14 protein-coding genes and 2 pseudogenes are annotated in these 16,583 nt (G+C 69.5%); 9 read left to right on the forward strand and 7 right to left on the reverse strand.

The genetic code is table 11. From position 1 onward, the window contains the following. Positions 1 to 52: 52 nt before the first annotated feature. From ACTWQN_RS14230 to ACTWQN_RS14240, 3 genes are all read right to left on the reverse strand, one after another. Positions 53 to 1,390 (reverse strand): amidase, encoded by a 1,338-nt coding sequence (locus tag ACTWQN_RS14230; protein ID WP_443203918.1) that lies wholly within the window; start codon positions 1,388 to 1,390, stop codon positions 53 to 55. Between the two features lie 380 nt (positions 1,391 to 1,770). After that, positions 1,771 to 2,538: an ABC transporter permease gene (locus tag ACTWQN_RS14235; protein WP_443203919.1), complete on the reverse strand. Its 768-nt coding sequence runs from the start codon at positions 2,536 to 2,538 to the stop codon at positions 1,771 to 1,773. A 137-nt stretch (positions 2,539 to 2,675) separates the two neighbouring features. Beyond that, entirely contained in the window at positions 2,676 to 3,629 is a 954-nt protein-coding gene (locus ACTWQN_RS14240) for a S1C family serine protease (RefSeq protein ID WP_443203920.1), read from the reverse strand. Between the two features lie 169 nt (positions 3,630 to 3,798). Here ACTWQN_RS14240 and ACTWQN_RS14245 point away from each other — a divergent pair, with 169 nt between their 5' ends. The 5 genes from ACTWQN_RS14245 (at position 3,799) to ACTWQN_RS14265 (ending at position 9,493) form a co-directional block, all read left to right on the forward strand. Next, entirely contained in the window at positions 3,799 to 5,139 is a 1,341-nt protein-coding gene (locus ACTWQN_RS14245; protein ID WP_443203921.1) for an MFS transporter, read from the forward strand. A 10-nt stretch (positions 5,140 to 5,149) separates the two neighbouring features. Continuing rightward, the gene (locus ACTWQN_RS14250; protein WP_443203922.1) at positions 5,150 to 5,866 is read left to right on the forward strand and encodes an aspartate/glutamate racemase family protein; all 717 of its coding nucleotides are present in this window, start codon (positions 5,150 to 5,152) and stop codon (positions 5,864 to 5,866) included. Beyond that, the gene (locus tag ACTWQN_RS14255) at positions 5,863 to 7,017 is read left to right on the forward strand and encodes an NAD(P)/FAD-dependent oxidoreductase (protein WP_443203923.1); all 1,155 of its coding nucleotides are present in this window, start codon (positions 5,863 to 5,865) and stop codon (positions 7,015 to 7,017) included. Before ACTWQN_RS14250 ends, ACTWQN_RS14255 begins: the two co-directional genes overlap by 4 nt. Before the next feature lie 69 nt (positions 7,018 to 7,086). Continuing rightward, the gene (locus ACTWQN_RS14260; protein ID WP_443203924.1) at positions 7,087 to 8,793 is read left to right on the forward strand and encodes a thiamine pyrophosphate-binding protein; all 1,707 of its coding nucleotides are present in this window, start codon (positions 7,087 to 7,089) and stop codon (positions 8,791 to 8,793) included. Positions 8,794 to 8,839: 46 nt separating this feature from the next. Further along, positions 8,840 to 9,493: a GntR family transcriptional regulator gene (locus tag ACTWQN_RS14265; RefSeq protein WP_443203925.1), complete on the forward strand. Its 654-nt coding sequence runs from the start codon at positions 8,840 to 8,842 to the stop codon at positions 9,491 to 9,493. 22 nt (positions 9,494 to 9,515) lie between these two features. Here the strand turns inward: ACTWQN_RS14265 and ACTWQN_RS14270 are convergent, their stop codons facing one another. Then, positions 9,516 to 10,310 carry a TerC family protein gene (locus tag ACTWQN_RS14270; protein ID WP_443203926.1) on the reverse strand — a complete coding sequence of 265 codons (795 nt, stop codon included), beginning with the start codon at positions 10,308 to 10,310 and terminating at the stop codon, positions 9,516 to 9,518. A 401-nt stretch (positions 10,311 to 10,711) separates the two neighbouring features. Between ACTWQN_RS14270 and ACTWQN_RS14275 the strand changes: the two genes are divergently transcribed. Then, the gene (locus ACTWQN_RS14275) at positions 10,712 to 11,401 is read left to right on the forward strand and encodes a GntR family transcriptional regulator (protein WP_443203927.1); all 690 of its coding nucleotides are present in this window, start codon (positions 10,712 to 10,714) and stop codon (positions 11,399 to 11,401) included. A gap of 491 nt (positions 11,402 to 11,892) precedes the next feature. Here the strand turns inward: ACTWQN_RS14275 and ACTWQN_RS14280 are convergent, their stop codons facing one another. From ACTWQN_RS14280 to ACTWQN_RS14290, 3 genes are all read right to left on the reverse strand, one after another. Then, complete coding sequence (locus tag ACTWQN_RS14280; protein ID WP_443203928.1) at positions 11,893 to 13,026, reverse strand: acyl-CoA dehydrogenase family protein; 1,134 nt, start codon at positions 13,024 to 13,026, stop codon at positions 11,893 to 11,895. Beyond that, complete coding sequence (locus ACTWQN_RS14285; protein ID WP_443203929.1) at positions 13,023 to 13,193, reverse strand: hypothetical protein; 171 nt, start codon at positions 13,191 to 13,193, stop codon at positions 13,023 to 13,025. Before ACTWQN_RS14285 ends, ACTWQN_RS14280 begins: the two co-directional genes overlap by 4 nt. A gap of 405 nt (positions 13,194 to 13,598) precedes the next feature. Continuing rightward, the gene (locus ACTWQN_RS14290) at positions 13,599 to 14,690 is read right to left on the reverse strand and encodes a 2-dehydropantoate 2-reductase (protein WP_443203930.1); all 1,092 of its coding nucleotides are present in this window, start codon (positions 14,688 to 14,690) and stop codon (positions 13,599 to 13,601) included. A 197-nt stretch (positions 14,691 to 14,887) separates the two neighbouring features. On the opposite strand from ACTWQN_RS14290, the pseudogene ACTWQN_RS14295 reads away from it, so the two are divergent. From ACTWQN_RS14295 to frc, 3 genes and pseudogenes are all read left to right on the forward strand, one after another. After that, positions 14,888 to 15,052, forward strand: a pseudogene (locus ACTWQN_RS14295) (thiamine pyrophosphate-binding protein); the annotation flags it as partial. 36 nt (positions 15,053 to 15,088) lie between these two features. Further along, positions 15,089 to 15,343, forward strand: a pseudogene (locus ACTWQN_RS14300) (thiamine pyrophosphate-binding protein); the annotation flags it as partial. A gap of 10 nt (positions 15,344 to 15,353) precedes the next feature. After that, positions 15,354 to 16,580 (forward strand): formyl-CoA transferase, encoded by a 1,227-nt coding sequence (gene frc, locus ACTWQN_RS14305; protein WP_443203931.1) that lies wholly within the window; start codon positions 15,354 to 15,356, stop codon positions 16,578 to 16,580. The last annotated feature ends 3 nt before the right edge of the window (positions 16,581 to 16,583 follow it).

Genomic DNA, 16,583 nt, shown 5'->3' on the forward strand with positions numbered 1-16,583 from the left:
GACTTAGCCGGTCAAAGGTGCCCTTCACTCATCGCCCGAACGGGTATTGGCGCTAGTTGGTGATGCGGGTGGCGGCTGCTAGTAGCAGGTCTTCCTGGCCTGGGCGGCTCACCAGTTGGACGCCGACCGGTAGGCCGTCGATGGAACCGGCCGGGACGGACACCGCCGGGACACCCGCCACGTTCCACGGCTTGGTCAGCGACAGCAGGGCACCGCGCACGTTCGACTCGGTGCCGTCGACGGTGATGTCGCGCTGGCCGATCTCGGGGGCGACCACGCAGGTCGTGGGCAGCGCCAGCAGGTCGACGTGGGAGAGCAGCTCGTTGACCTCGGCGCGCCACTGATCGCGGGCGGTCAGGGCGCGCACGTGCTGCCAGCCGGTGGTTTGCCCGGCCTCCTGCAGGCGCCGCATGACATCCGGGGTGAACAGGTGCGGGTTCTGCGCCACGCGCTCCGCGTGGATCGCGTACGCCTCGCTGAACTGGATGCCCGCGAACGCCTTGTGCATCACGACCGGATCGCGCAGCTCGACGTCCTGCACCGCGAAGCCCTCGACGTCCAGTGCCGCGCGGGCGATCCGATCGACCTCGGCGTCGGTCGGGTGCAGGGCGGTCGGCGGGATCCAGCCGATGCTGGCGGTCTGGCCGCTGTCCCGGCTGGGTGCGGTGCGCAGCCCAGCCAGCACCCGGTAGCTGATCCGGCAGTCCTGCGCGGTCCGGGCCAGCACGCCGACGTGGTCCAGGGATTGCGACAGCGGGAAAACCCCGCCGGTCGGGATCGCGTTGAAGGTCGGTTTGAAGCCCACCACCCCGCACAGCGCGGCCGGGATCCGAACCGATCCGCCGGTGTCGGTGCCCAGCGCCAGCGGCACCATCCCGGCCGCGACCGCGGCCCCGCTGCCAGCGCTGGATCCGCCGGTGACCCGACTGGTGTCGTGCGGATTGCGGGACGGACCGTTGTGCGCGCTGTCGCCGGTGGGACCGAAGGCGAACTCGTGCGTGGTGGTCTTGCCGACCACCACCGCGCCCGCGTCGCGCAGCCGCCGCACGCATTCGGCGTCCGATGTGGACACGTAGTCGGCGAAGTGCTCCGAACCCATCGTGGTGGGCAGCCCGGCCACCTCGATGATGTCCTTGACCGCCACCGGAATCCCGTGCAGCGGCCCGCGGTCCACCCCTTCGCCCAGCTCGGCGTCGGCCTTTTCGGCGGCCTCCAACGCGCCTTCGCGGTCGACGGTCACGAACGCGTTCAGCGCACCGTCGAGCTCGTCTATCGACGTCAACGCGCCGCGGGCGAGTTCGACCGCGGTCACCTCACCGGCGCGCAGTTGCTCGGCGAGCTCGCTGATCGTGCGGTTGCGGAAATATCCCACAGGGCTCTGCTGGGCCAACGTAGGTGCACCTTCTCCCCGGCGATCGCCGCTGCGCGGCATCCGACGACGGAACATCCTGCGCGCAACCGGGAAATCCGTCAACGCTCGGTGGCCCCTCGTTCGCCCAGCGGTAGGGCTCCCGGATACCGGCGTTGCAGGCGGTCGCATCCTGGGGCAGCGCACGGGTTTCGGTTCGGTGACGATCTGCCCGCTGGCCTCCGCGGGAGCCCGGATGCGGCATCATGCCAGTAGCACACCGACCGTCGGGCACCGATGCCATTCACCGTCCAAAGTGGACTTCGACGGGTCGTCCGCCAACGCCTGGTGATCGGTCAGCAACGCAGCGTGCTGGTCTTGACCCGCAGCGCCGCGCAAGAGGAGTTCGGGCTTCAGGACCGTCATGGCTGGAAGTGCGGGCGTGTACCGGCCCCGGTGAGCAGGCCGCGCGCGACGATCTCCAACACCACCAGGATCGCCACCGATTCCACCGCCAGCAGCGCTATCAGCACGTAGAGCTGCACGATCCCGGCCTGGATCGGGCTGGCGCCGCCGAGCAGCATCCCGACGAAGGCACCCGGCAGCGTCACGGTGCCCACCGTGCGGGTCTGGTCCAGTGCGGGCACCAGGGCGCCGCCCGCGACCGGCCGGACGATCTCCAGGCGCGCCGCCCGGTCCAGCATGCCCAGCGCCAACGCGGCCTCCACCTCGCCGCGCCGCTGGTTCAGCTCGTCCAACAGTCGGCGTCCGGCCAGCGCGGTCGCCACCATCGCCCCACCGATCAGCTGTCCGACCAGCGGAATCAGCACCAGTCCGGTCAACGGCACCGCGTCGGTGACGATGAGCAGCAGCGCGGCCGGGGCGACTCCGGCCGCGATCGGCAGGGCCGCCCACAGCCAAGTGCGGTTGCCGGTGATGCGCCGCCCGGCGGTGTGCGCGGCGATCACGAACATCAGCACGATGAACAGCGCCGCCAGTGCGGTCCACCGGACGATGTAGGCGATCAGCAGTGCCACCGCGAGCAGTTGCACCGCGGCGCGCAGACCGGCGAACAGCACGTCCCGGTATCGGGCGAGGCCGCCGAGACCGGCGACCGCCGCCGCCGCGACCAGCAGCAGCGCGATGGCCACGCCCAGCTCCGGAGTGACCGGTATGGATCCAGACAACACCGCCTGACTCTAGGTGGGCCCCCTTGGCGCGGCTGCGCGGGACTGAAACTGCTGCGGGCGATTTCGCGAAGCCGCCACCGGCGTTCCCACGGGCAACACCCATTTCGCGCGAACCCCGACCGAGTCGGGTACCCGCCTCAACTGGGGGCGTCGAGCAGTTCCACCGGCTCGGCGATCACGTCGACCAATGCCCCGTTGCGGGTCACGGTGATCTGCAGCGGTCGGCCGATCGCCTCGGCGAACATCAACCGCTGCAGGCCCTGCGCATCGCGCACCGCGCTGCCACCGGCGGTCAGCACCAGGTCGCCGCGATGCAACCCGGCCCGCGCCGCCGGGCTCTGCCGGACCACGTCCACCACGCGCAGGCCGGTGCGCTGCCCGGTTCGTTCGGCCAGGTCGTCCGGCAGCGGCGCCGGGGTGGTCACCAGACCCAGGAAGGCGCGGCGGACCCGACCGTCGCGGACCAGGGTGTCGATGATGCGGCGGGTGGTGGCGTTGATCGGGATCGCCAGGCCCAGCCCGATCCCGGCGACCGCGGTGTTGATGCCCACCACCACGCCATGGGAGTCCGCGAGTGCCCCGCCGGAATTGCCCGGGTTGAGCGCGGCGTCGGTCTGGATCACGTCCTCGATGATCCGGGCCGCGTTCGCGCTGCGCGCGGGAAGCGAGCGGCCCAGTCCGCTGACCACTCCGGCGGTGACCGATCCGCCCAGTCCGAGCGGATTGCCCACCGCGACGACCAGCTGGCCGACCACCAGCCGGTCGCTGTCGCCCAGCCGCACCGGAGGCGGTGTCGCACCGGCCGCCCGGACCACTGCCAGATCGGACAGCGGATCCGTGCCGACCACGGTGAACGGCGCGCTGGTGCCGTCGGCGAAGTGCGCGGTGCCGCTGGTGGCGCGGCCGATCACGTGCGCGTTGGTCAGCATGAAGCCGTCGTCGGTGAACACCACCGCCGACCCGGCTGCTTCACCCCACTCACTGGACACGTGCAGGCTCGCCACGCTGGGGGTGATCGCGGCTGCCACGGCGACCACCGCCTGCGAGTAGGCGTCCAGCGCGTCGAACTGCTCTCCCGAAATGCTGGCCATCTCGGCCTCCAACCGGAATGTCGTGTTCCTGCGAAACGCCCGGTGAGCCCCGCGAATTCCGCCCCGAACGGACCGTTGACATCGGTTGTCCGGCTGCCAATACTTCGTCGCACATCAACTTGCATGCAGCGTTGCATCCATCCCGCAGCTGAGCGTGGAAGGACTCCAGATGACCGCTCCCGTCGGAGATCCGCAATCAGGGTCCGCATCGACTGCCGCGCCGTCCACGAACTCGGCGCCCACGAACTCGCCGCTGCGCGCGGCGCTCGCCGGTTTCGTCGGCACGACCCTGGAGTGGTACGACTACTTCCTGTACGGCAGCGTCGCCGCACTGGTGTTCCCGAAGCTGTACTTCGCCGACCTCGGCCCGACGGTCGGCACCCTGGTCTCGCTGGCGACCTTCAGCGTCGCGTTCGTGCTGCGCCCGGTCGGCGGCATCATCTTCGGGCACTTCGGCGACCGGTTGGGCCGCAAGCGGATGCTGATCACGACGCTGGCCATGATGGGCGGCGCGACGTTCCTGATCGGCCTGCTGCCCACCCGGGACCAGCTCGGGGTGCTGGCACCGGTCCTGCTCATCGTGCTGCGCATGGTGCAGGGCATCGCGCTCGGCGGCGAATGGGGCGGCGCCGCGCTGGTCACGGTGGAGAACGCGCCCGCGCACCAGCGGGGCCGCTACGGCGTGTCCATGCAGCTCGGTGCGCCGGGCGGGCAGCTGCTGTCCTCCGGGCTGCTCGGCGTGTTCGCGCTGCTGCCCGACGAGCAGTTCTTCAGCTGGGGTTGGCGGGTGCCGTTCCTGCTCAGCGCGGTGCTGCTGCTGGTCGGCGTCTACGTGCGGTTCGGGTTGACCGAGACGCCGAACTTCCAGCGGTTGCAGCGCGCCGACGCCAGGTCCCGGGTGCCGCTGGTGGAGCTGTTCCGCACCGCGGCGCGGCCCACCGTGCTGCTCACCTTCGTCCAAAGTGGACCGAACATCGCCTACTACTTGTTCACCGTCTACTCCGCGATCTACGTCACCGAGCAACTGGGGCTGCCGCGCAGTTGGGCGTTGATCGGGGTGCTCATCGCGGCATCCGTGGAAATCCTGACGATGCCGTTCTTCGCGGTGCTGTCCGACCGGATCGGTCGACGGCCGGTCTACGCGTTCTCGACGGTGTTCCTGGCGGCCTACGCCTTCCCGTTCTTCTGGCTGGCCGACACCCGCCAGCAGCTGTGGATCTGGGTGGCCTTGGCGATCGGACTGGGGATCGGGCACTCGGCGGCCTGCGCGCTGCACGGCCCGCTGTACGCCGAGCAGTTCCCCACCAGGATCCGCTACACCGGCGCCGGATTCGCCTACCAGGCCTGCAGCACGATCTCCGCGGCCCCGGCCGCCGTGGTCGCCACCGCATTGGTCAACGCCACCGGCAGCAGCGCCGCGGTTTCGCTCTACGTCATCGGCGGCTGCGTGGTGTCGCTGATCTGCGTCCTGCTGCTGCGGGAAACGTTCCGATCCGACATCAGCGGATGAAGGAGGTCAGGTGTCCGAGATCAAGGCGCAGTCCCGCGTCAGCGGGGTCGATGTCGGGGTGATCATGCTGGACAACACGTTGCCCAGGCCGGTCGGCGACCTCGGCAACGCGCGCAGCTACCACTACCCCGTCGCGTTCGAGACCTGCGACGGCGCCGACACCAGGTTGGTGGTGGAACGCGACGCCGCCGGGCTGCTGGATTCGGTGCTCGCCGCCGCCGTGAAGCTGCGCGAACTCGGGGTTCGGGCGATCACCACGTGCTGCGGGTTCCTGGCCATCTACCAGCGCGAGCTGGCCGCCCGGCTGGACCGCCCGGTCGCCACCTCCAGCCTGCTGCAGATCCCGTTGGTGTTGCGCATGCTGGCACCGGAGAAGAAGGTCTGCGTGCTGACGGTGAACGCCTCGACCCTCTCCGACGCGCACCTGCGGGCCGCCGGGATCACCGACGCCGAGCGCGACCGGATCGTGCTCACCGGTTTGGAAGGCACCGCGCACTTCTACCCGATGATCGTCGGTGCGGTGCGGGAACTGGATCCGGCGCGGGCCGAGGCCGAAGTGGTCGCTGCCGCGCACCAGGCGGTGCGCGACGATCCGGACATCGGTGCGTTCGTCTTCGAGTGCACGAACCTGCCGCCGTACTCGGCGGCGGTGCGCGCGGCGACCGGCGTGCCGGTGTGGGACGCCGGAACCTTGGTCAACTGGCTGCGGGCGGGAGTCGAGCAATGAGCCCAGTGCTGCACGGCGGACCGGTGGTCGTCATCGGCGGCGGTGTCATCGGCGCCTCCGTCGCGTTCCACCTCGCCGAGCGCGGCTACCGCGATGTCACCGTGCTCGAACGCGGCCTGATCGGCGAAGGCGCCACGGCCCACGCCACCGGCGGGATCCGCCAGCAGTTCACCTCCGAGGTGAACGTGCAACTGGTGCGCGACTCGGTGGAGTTCTTCACGCACTTCGAGCAACGCACCGGCGCACCGTTGACCTTCCGCCAGCACGGCTACCTGTTCCTGCTCACCGACGAACGCCAGCTCACCGCGTTCACCGCAGCCGCCGAGATGCAGCGCGGGCACGGGGTGCCCGCCGAACTGCTGACCCCGCGGGACGTGCGGCGGCTCAACCCGCAGATCCGGGTCGATGATCTGCTGGGCGCCGCCTACTGCGCCACCGACGGATCGGCGTCCCCGCACGACGCCGTGCAGGGGTTCGCCAAGGCCGCCAGGGCGCGCGGGGTGCGGATCCGCCAGCACACCGAGGCGGTGGCGATCGAGACCTCCGGCGGCGCGGTCAGCGGGGTGCGGACCGCGACCGGCGAACGGTTGGCAGCCGAACTGGTGTTGATCGCGACCGGGCCGCAGGCCCGCGAAACCGGGCGGCTGGCCGGGGTGGAGCTGCCGGTCGGCCCGCACCGCAGGCAGGCGTTCGCCATCGACGCGCTGCCGTGGCTGAGCCCGGACCAGCCGCTGACCGTCGACCTGGGCAGCGGCGCGTACCTGCACCCGGAGACCGGTGGCGCGGTGATCGGCGGCAACGACCGCGACGTCCCGGAGGGCACCGACACCGCGGTGGACTGGTCGCTGACCGAGCCGCTGATCGAGGCCCTGGTGCACCGCTTCCCGGCGATGGCCGAGGCCGCGATCGTGCGCGGCTGGGCGGGGCTGCGCGAGATGACGCCGGACGACCACGCCATCGTCGGCCCGCTCGCGGTGCCCGGGCTCTGGGCGGCGGCGGGCTTCTCCGGGCACGGCTTCATGCAGTCCCCCGCCATCGGCGACCAGCTGGCGCGCTGGCTGCTGGACGGCAGCCCCGCGATCGACCTCAGCGCCCTGCGCATCGAACGCTTCAGCACCGATCAGCTCGCCGTGGAGGGCGTGCGCTTCTGAGAACTCGTGAGCGGATCTTCCGGTCCGCACCGGTGCAACCGCTCACGACCGACTTGCAGGAGGATCGAGATGACCGGGACCTTCTCCGGACGCGGCGCGGACCTGCTGGTGGAATGCCTGGTTCGCGCCGGGATCACGCGGCTCTTCGGCGTTCCCGGCGACACCGGCGTGGTCTTCTACGACGCGCTGCACCACCGCAGCGGCGACATCCACCACGTGCTCGCCCGCGACGAACGCCACGCCGCGGCGATGGCCGACGGCTACGCCCGGGCCACCAACGCGGTGGGCACCGTCGAGGTGTCCAGCGGTGGTGGCACCACCTACGTCGTCGGCGGGCTCGGCGAGGCCTACGCATCGGCGGTGCCGGTCCTGCTGATCACCTCCGACATCCACCGCGGCAGCCGGGGCACCGGCGCGTTGACCGAGATCGACCAGGAGGCGCTGTTCAGCGCGGTCACCAAGTGGCGCACCACCGTCGACGACCCGCGCAGGATTCCCGAATTCGTCGCCCGCGCGCTCACCGAGATCACCTCGGGGCGCCCCGCGCCCGCCGCGCTGATCCTGCCCGAAGACGTGCTGGACGAGCCGGTCACGGTGCCGGTCGAGGTCTTCGACCAACTCGCCGGGGCATCGACGCTGCCCCGCACCCGGCCGCCCGCGCACGAGGCGGACGTCGATCGGGCCGCCGAGTTGCTGGCGCGGGCGGCGTCACCGGCCGTCCTCGCCGGTTCCGGCGCGCACCTCTCCGGCGCGTGGGCGAATCTGCGGCGGCTGTCGGACAAGGCCGGGATCCCGGTCGCGACCACGATCCACGGCAAGGGCGTGATCGCCGACGACTCGCCGTGGAGCATCGGCACCGCGGGCAACAACGGCGGGCTCGACGAGGTCAACGCCTACCTCGCCGAGGCCGATGTCGTGCTGCTGGTCGGCACGCGGGCCAACGCCACCGACACCAACGGCTACACCTCGCCATCGCGCGACGCGACGATCGTGGCGATCGACATCGAACGCGACCTGGCGGGCCGCAACTACCCCGGATCGCTGGTGCTGGCCGGTGACGCGGACCAGGTGCTCGGCCAGCTCGCGGACCGGATTCCCGAGGCACCGCACCGCACGGCCAGTCCCCGCCGCGCGCCCCACCCGAGCCCGGCCACCGGGCCGCTCCCCGAAGGTCAGCTGCTGCCCAGCGAGGTGATCCGGCTGGTGCAGGACGTGCTCGGGGACCGCGCGACGGTCGTCGCCGACCCCGGCACTCCGACGCCGAACGTGGCGGTGTCGTGGCGGACCGCCGAGGCCGGTCGCGACGTGATCGTGCCGCGCGGGCACGGCCCGATGGGCTACGCGATCCCGGCCGCGATCGGGGTCGCCTTCGCCCGCCCGGACCGCCCGGTGCTGGCGCTGACCGCCGACGGCAGCTTCGCGATGGCCTGCGGCGAACTGGAGACCGTGGCGCGCTACCGGCTGCCGATCGTGTTCGTCCAGTTCACCAACCACAGCCTGGGCTGGATCAAGATGTTGCAGCACCTCTACACCGGCCGCCGCTACTTCGGCGTCGATCCCGGCACCGCGGACGCGGCCGCGATCGCCGAGGCCTCGGGGCTGCGCGGAGTCCGGGCCCGGAGCCTCGCCGAGGTCGAGGAGGCGGTGCGCAAGGCCGTCGACGGCGGCGAACCGGTCTACCTCGACGTGGAGGTGCCGCACATGATCGACCACACCCCACCGGTACCCGCCTGGACCCGCGCGCTGGCCGGTGACGGCGAGCGTCCCGTCTACTGAGCGTGGGTAGGCTCGGCTGTCCGAGCACACACCGAATGCGAGCACCGTGGCCAGCCAGCACGAAGCCAACGACCGAACGGCGACCCGCACCGAGGAGGTCTACCAGCGCCTGCGCCAGGAGATCGTCCGCGGCGACCTGCGTCCCCGCGAGGCGCTGTCGGAGGTCGAGATCGCCGAGCGACTGCGGGTCAGCCGGACACCGGTGCGCGAAAGCTTGCAGCGGCTCGCGTCCGAAGGGCTGATCCGGTCGCATCGCCGCCGCTGGGTGGTCTACGAGCACAGCACCGCGGAGATCCGGGAGATCTACGAGGTGCGGACGGCGCTGGAGGGCTATTCGGCGCGGCTGGCCGCCAGCCGCGCGACCGACGCGGAGCTGGCCGGGCTGCGCGAGCTGCGGGACCAAGTGCGCGACGCGAGCCCCGAACTCGACCAGCGCGTCGCGTTCAACGAGCAGCTGCACGACGGGATCCTGGAGCTGGCGCACAACGAAACGCTGCTCAAGCAGGCGCGCACCAGTCGGCGGTACTTCTTCAACCGGACCGTCGCGCAGCTCTACACCCCGGCCGAGCTGGCGGTATCGGCTGAGCAGCACCGCGAACTGCTGGCCACCGTGATCGCCCGCGACGCCGACGAAGCCGAGCGGTTGGCCAGGCTGCACGTCGACTTCGCCCTCGACGTCATCCTGCACCGACTCCGCTGATCGCCGCCTGGTCCCGCGGCACTCAGCGCGATGGGGTGCGCGCCGCGGTGATCGCGCTCAGCGCGGCGACGACGGCGATCATCCCCAGCGACAGCAGGGTGACCTGGGTGTCCTGGGCCGTGGTGGTCAGCCCGGTCAGCACCGACTTCACCCCGACGAACACCAGCACCACCGCCAGGCCCACCGAAGCGTCCGGCACCCGCTCGACCAGGTTCCTGGTCAGGCGGAACAGCCGGTGGAAACCGAGCAGCGCGAACAGGTTGGCGCAGAGCACCAAGTACGCCGAACCGGTCACCGCGACCGTCGCGGACACCGAGAACAGCGCGAACACCGCGGCCGCGAGCACCGCTGCGCCAGGTGCGGCACCGGGTTTGCCCAGCACCGTCGGCAGGGTCGTCGCATCGTCGTGGCGGAACACCTGCCACGCCGACCACAGCACACCGACACCGAACAGCACGGAAATCCACGCGATCACCGATGCCGCCGGGACGCCCAACGCGACCAGCACGACACGCACCAGCACCGCGACACCCACGCCGAGGGTCACGATGCGGTGCTGGCCGGGCACCCGGCTGGTGACCAACAGGAACACGAACAGGGCGTCGACGGTGATCGCCAGCGAACTCGCCCAACCGGAGAAGAACGCCCCGGCGGCCGACGCGCCACCCGCAGCGAGCACCGCCGCGCCGAACAGCACCGCCAGCAGCAGATAACCACCGACCGCGACGGCGTCGTCCCGCAGCGAGACATCCGACGGTGTTCGCCAGCCCGCGACCAGGTCACGGGTGACGAGCGCGAGCAGGATTCCCGCTGTCACGACCCACAGGAAAGCAGGCACGACCATAAGCGCCTCCGGCACGCGCTGGGGAGCAATCACCGGTCCCCCGCAGACCGATTTCGGTCTGGCATCGTGGTTCTAGTCCGCCGGTGTTCGCTTTGTCCAGCAACACCAGCACCATCCATCCGTTCGGCGCAGCGGACTGTCCTATCTGGACTAGTGAGCAGCAGCGGGAGTTCCGCCGCGAACCAGACCTTTCGCCCACCACTAAGAGGCGTCCATCACGTGAACGTTGTTTCCGCAGTCAACTGTCGTCGCATACTGTATGCTAAAGCCTCCGGGCAAAACACCCGCCGCCCGTGCACACCGCCATCCACGCAAGAGTACGAGCCCGACCAGATCCGCCCGGCGGAACTGGCCAAGCCCCCGGAGCTGACCGCATGTCGCTGACCTCGAAACTTCCGCAAGGCATCGCCGCGCGTCAAGTCGCGCGGCCGGTCCCACTGCGGGAGACCGTGTACGAGGCCATCCTCGATCTGATCATCTCCGGTGAGCTCAAGCCAGGCCACCACCTCGTGGAGAAGGAACTCGCCGAACTGCTCGGGGTGTCCCGACAACCCGTTCGCGAGGCCCTGCAATGGCTCAAGAAGGACGAGTGGGTCGATCTGCGGCCAGGCTACGGCGCGTTCGTGCACAGCCCCACGCCCGAGGAAGCCGACCAGCTGCTGAGCGTCCGAACCCTGCTGGAGGCCGAGTCGGCCCGGCTGGCGGCGCTGAGCCCGACCAAGGAAGGCATCGCCGAGCTCAAGCAGATCTACAAGCGCGGCGTGCAGGCCTTGAAGTCCGAGGACATCGAAGAAGTGGTGGCGGCCAACGCCGAGCTGCACGCCCAGATCACCGAGATGTCCGGCAACAAGATCCTCAAGGAGATCGCCGCCCAGGTGGATCGCCGGGTCCGCTGGTACCACACCCCGGTGGCCAAGTCGCGGGGCAAGGCGGCCTGGGACGAGCACGCGGCGCTGATCGACGCCATCAGCAAGAAGGAAGCCGACCGAGCGGCCCAGCTCATGCGCGAGCACACCGAACACACTCGCACCTCCTACCTAGAGCAAAACGCCGAAGCCGTTTGACCGAGTGCGCGGATGGCCTGCGTGGCGGTGCGAGTAGCGGAACCTCAGAGGCATTCTCGACTCCGGGATCCCCGACTTGTGTATGTCCGATACGCGGCGTCGGGGCTGTCCTCGCGAGATATCCCGGGGTGCGGGGTGTCCCCGCAGGGCACAGTTGAGAACCCGCGGCGGTGCGAGTTGCGAGAGTGGGCTAAGCGCCTGCGGCGCTTGCGGGGCATAGGTGCGTGCGTCCGTTGCTCGTCGCGGCGGCGGTTCACCGCTGGAAGCGGCTACGCCGCTTGCCTGACGGCACTCATTTAGCCCTTGCCTGACGGCACTCATTTAGCCCTTGCCTGATGGCACTCGCTTAGCCCTTCCCTCACGGCAATTGCTTAGCCCTTCCCTGATGGCAATTGCTTGGCGCTTGCCTGAGCGCACTTGCTTTGAGCTGTTGGCCGGGGCCGGGCGCTGCGGCAAAAGTCCGGAGGGCGTTCCGCTAGTCCGCTGGGTGGTCAGGTCAGGAATGGGAGGTCGCAGAGGGTTCGGCCCAGGTAGTCCAGGGCGGTGTCGGTGGGGAGTTGGCCGTAGGTCGCCGTGTGGGCGTCCCGGAAGCGGCGTTCGATGCCGAACTCCTTGCGGAAGGCGAACTGGCCGCAGACCTTCATGCCCAGTTCCGCCACCTGCACCGCGCTTTCCCCGGCGGTCGCCCGCACCTGGAGCAGGCGACGTTGGGCGTTAGCCGGTTCCTGCCAGGCCGCTTGGACCGCGTCGGCGAGCATCAGCCGGACGGTGTCGAGCTTCGTCTGCATCCGAGCCAGGTCGGCTCGAACGTCGGCCTGGCGCGACGGTGGGTCCTGCCAGCGCGCCCAGGACGGCTGAGGGCCGTTGACGCACTCCACCGAGCGCCGCACGACCGATTCCATCAGACCGAGCGCCAGCGCCGCGTTCAGGGCCAGCAACCAGGGCAGCACCGTCGTCAGCGCCAGGTCCACGCCGCCGCCGTCCTCGCCCAGCATCGCCGACACCGGGACCTGGACCGGGTCGGCGGTGATCGTGGCCGTCGCGCTGCCCCGCAACCCCACCCCGTCGACCGCGGCCGGGACGCACATGCCCGGCGCGGCCGCGGGGACCAGCCACAGGGTGCTGGCTCCCGAAGCACCCAGTGCGCGGCTGGACCAGATGTAGCTGTCGGCTTCGCCGGCCGCACTCACCCAGCTCTTGCGGGCGTGCAGGTCCACCACTCCGCCGTGTTCGTGGGACCGGCCGGTCGGGACGAACGGGCGCTCGCCCACTTCTGACAGCGCGAGCGTGCTCAAGTGCCGACCGGCCGCGATCTCGTGCAGCAGTTCCGGCGGTGCGTATCGGGATAGCACCGCCACGGCTGCGAAATGCGCTTGCAGAACCGTCGCCGTCGAACCGCAGATCCGGGCCACCTGCGAGATGACCTGGACCGCTTCGCCGAGCCCGTGGCCGCCACCGCCGTAACGCGTCGGCAGCGTCAGGCCGAGGATTCCGGCCTGTCCCAGGGCGTTGATCGCCGGTCGGGGGAACCGGCCCAGGTCATCCGCGTCTCGTGCGGCCGGTTCGAGGACCGCGTGCAGGATGCGATCGAGGCTGTTGCGGTAGTTGCCCGCTCGCCGCGTCACGATCGCACCTCCCACTGCCCGGCCAAGACGTGCCGCGAGCCCCTGCCGCCCAGGTTCGGGCGGCGCAAGGGGTTGATCCGGTCGAGATCTTCGTGCTGGTAGCGCTCACCCGGCGGTCGCCGGTAGCGATCTTCGGGCGGCGCGTCCGGAAGGGCCCTGCGCGGCATCGGCACCGGGTTCTCCAGTGCGGTGCACGCGCTCAGGACGATTGAGTTCCCCGGGTTGCCAACGTCTTCTCCGTCCAAAGTAGACCCTGCTGGCCGCTGCGGAAGATCTGCCGCGGTCATGCCGATTCCCCCTCCCGAACGCGCCGAATTGTTCGGCCGCCGATTCCACCGCGCGCCGGGCCTGCGGTCCCAGCCCGCAAATGGTGGAATCGCACCGCCAGTTGGTGCGGTCGGCTCGGCTGACCGGAATCGGCCGCCCACTTCCGGCCGGTCGGGACGCTGCGCCGTCCCGTCCGGTCAGCCGAGCCTCGGTGACCTGCCGGATCACCTGTGCCGCGCCCACGTCCACGGGTGCGGGCAGTCGCGCGGATCGAGCCGTCTGAGACACCCGATCCGCGCGACCCCTCACGCCGCCGGTACGACGGGGCGCTTTTCGAGCAGATCGCCCAGCGCGTTGATGACCCGGAGGCTCGGCACCTCGGCACCGACCAGATCGGCCAGTTCCACCACCGCGGCCAGCATTGCGGCCAATTCCAGCGGTTTGCCCTTTTCCAGGTCCTGCAGCGTGGACGTCTTGTGCTCGCCGGTGCGCTCGGCACCGACGATCCGCCGTTCGATCGCGATTTCGGGATGACATCCGAGGGCGGCGGCAACTTCCAGGGTTTCGGCCATCATCATGGCGACCAAATCCCGGACCCCTTGGTGTCGGCACATCGCCGCCAGCGTCGCCCGAGTCAGCGCACTGATCGGGTTGAAGGCGATGTTTCCCATCAGTTTGATCCAGATGTCGCGGCGCAAATCCGCCTCGACCGGACATTTCAGGCCACCGGCGATCATGGCGTCACTGAACTCGCGACAGCGGGTGGAGATGCTGCCGTCGGGCTCGCCGATGGAGAACCGCGTGCCTTCCAGGTGCCGCACCACACCGGGCGATTCGAGCTCGGTGGCCGCGTAGACCACGCAGCCGATCGCCCGCTCCGGCGCCAGCACCTTGCTGACCGCACCGTCGGGGTCCACCGTCTGGATGCGGTAGTCCTGGTACGGTCCGGACAACCCGTGGAAGTACCACCACGGGATGCCGTTTTGCGCGGCGATGAACGTGGTGCGTTCGTGCATCAACGGCTCGACCAGCGGGCCGGACGTTGCATAGGAGTAGGCCTTCAAACCGAGAAAGACGTGGTCCACCGGACCAACCTCGGCCGGGTCGTCGGTGACCGCTGGTCGTGCCACGAAGTCCCCGCGCGGACTCCGAACCACGACCCCGTCGCGGCGTAGCGCCGCCAAGTGCGCGCCGCGCGCTATCAGACTCACCTCCGCACCTGCGCGGTGCAGACATGCGCCCACGTAAGCGCCGATGGCACCGGCGCCGAGAACAGCGACTTTCACGATGATCTCCGCTCTGGTCAGGCGGCCAGGCGTTGGTGTCGGTGCATGCAGTATACAGTATGGAGAGTTTTCGGCAATATTTTGCCGACCCGGGGCTCGGCTCCAGCCCATACCACAAACGATCAACCAGCATAATCACTGCTGGAGCATCCACAGTGGACAAAGATCGAGCAGGTAAGAGTTCGGTATCGAACTATGGACACCCGGGGGGTTCTGCGGTATCCCTGGAGGACCTCATACGGTATGCAGTATGGAACCGACCGCAGGCACAGCTGCTAAGGGGAGCTAAGGGAAGGAAGAGAGCGCACATGGCCCAGACTTCAACCGACCTAGCAGGCGAACCCCAGCTGATATCCGGCGGTCACCTTGTCGCCAAGGCTCTCAAGACAGAGGGCGTTGACACGATCTTCACGCTTTGCGGCGGGCACATCATCGACATCTACGACGGATGCGTTGATGAAGACGCGGAGGAGCTGCGGGAGGTGGAGACGGCCGCCCACGAGAAGCGGACGAACCAGATCCGCTACGGCCAGATCGCCAAGTACGGCGAGGACCGCGGCCGCGTCGGCAACACGCTCGGTGACATCGAGTACAGCAAGTTCGCCCAGCTGCTGGGTGGTTATGGCGAGGAAGTCCGCGACCCGGCCGACATCGGCCCGGCGCTGCTCCGCGCCCGCGAATCGGGTAAACCGTCGCTGATCAACGTCTGGGTGGATCCGGAGGTCTACGCGCCGGGCACCATGAACCAGACCATGTACAAGTGAGGGGCTTGACATGACTGCACTTGAAGGTGTTCGGGTGCTGGACATGACACATGTCCAATCTGGACCGTCCGCGACCCAGATCCTGGCCTGGCTCGGAGCCGACGTGGTCAAACTGGAGGCACCGACCGGCGATATCACCCGTCGCCAGCTGCGCGACATCGAGGATGTCGACAGCCTCTACTTCACGATGCTCAACTGCAACAAGCGCAGCATCACGCTGAACATGAAGTCCGATCGCGGCAAGGAGATCTTCACCCAGCTGGTCGCCGAGTCCGACGTGCTGGTGGAGAACTTCGGGCCGGGCACCGTGGACCGGATGGGCTTCACCTGGGAGAAGCTGCAGGAGATCAACCCGAAGCTGATCTACGCCTCCATCAAGGGCTTCGGCGATGGGCCGTACACGCACTACAAGGCTTACGAAGTGGTCGCCCAGGCGATGGGCGGATCGATGAGCACCACCGGCTTCGAAGACGGCCCGCCGCTGGCCACCGGTGCGCAGATCGGCGACTCCGGCACCGGTATCCACACCGTGGCCGGGATCCTCGCCGCGCTGTTGCAGCGCGAGAAGAGCGGGCAGGGTCAACGGGTTTCGGTGGCGATGCAGCACGCCGTGCTCAACCTGTGCCGGGTGAAGCTGCGCGACCAGCAGCGACTGGCCCACGGCGCGCTGCGGGAGTACCCCAACGCCAGCTTCGGCGACGAGGTGCCGCGCTCGGGCAACGCCTCCGGCGGCGGCCAGCCCGGTTGGGCGGTGCGCTGCAAGCCCGGCGGTGCCAACGATTACATCTACGTCATCGTGCAGCCGCAGGGCTGGGCCCCGATCGCCCGCCTCATCGGCCGCCCCGAACTCGTCGATGACCCCGACTGGGCCACCCCCGAGGCCCGACTGTCCAAACTGGACAAGATGTTCAGCATGATCGAGGAGTGGACGCTCGGCCTGGACAAGTGGCAGGTGCTGGCGGCGCTGAACGAGCACAACATCCCGTGCGGTCCGATCCTGTCGACGCAGGAGATCATCGAGGACGCCTCGCTGGCCGACAATGACATGATCGTCACCGTCGACCACCCCGAACGCGGGGCGTTCAAGACCGTCGGGTGCCCGATCAAGCTGTCCGACTCCCCGGTCGAGATCGAGCGGTCCCCGCTGCTCGGCGAGCACACCGCTGAGATCTTCCAGCAGCGACTGGGCATCGACGAAACCGAGCTGGCAGAGCTCAAGGCGAACGGAGTGATCTGAGAA

The organism is Saccharopolyspora antiqui (assembly GCF_052246905.1).
Taxonomy (GTDB): domain Bacteria; phylum Actinomycetota; class Actinomycetes; order Mycobacteriales; family Pseudonocardiaceae; genus Saccharopolyspora.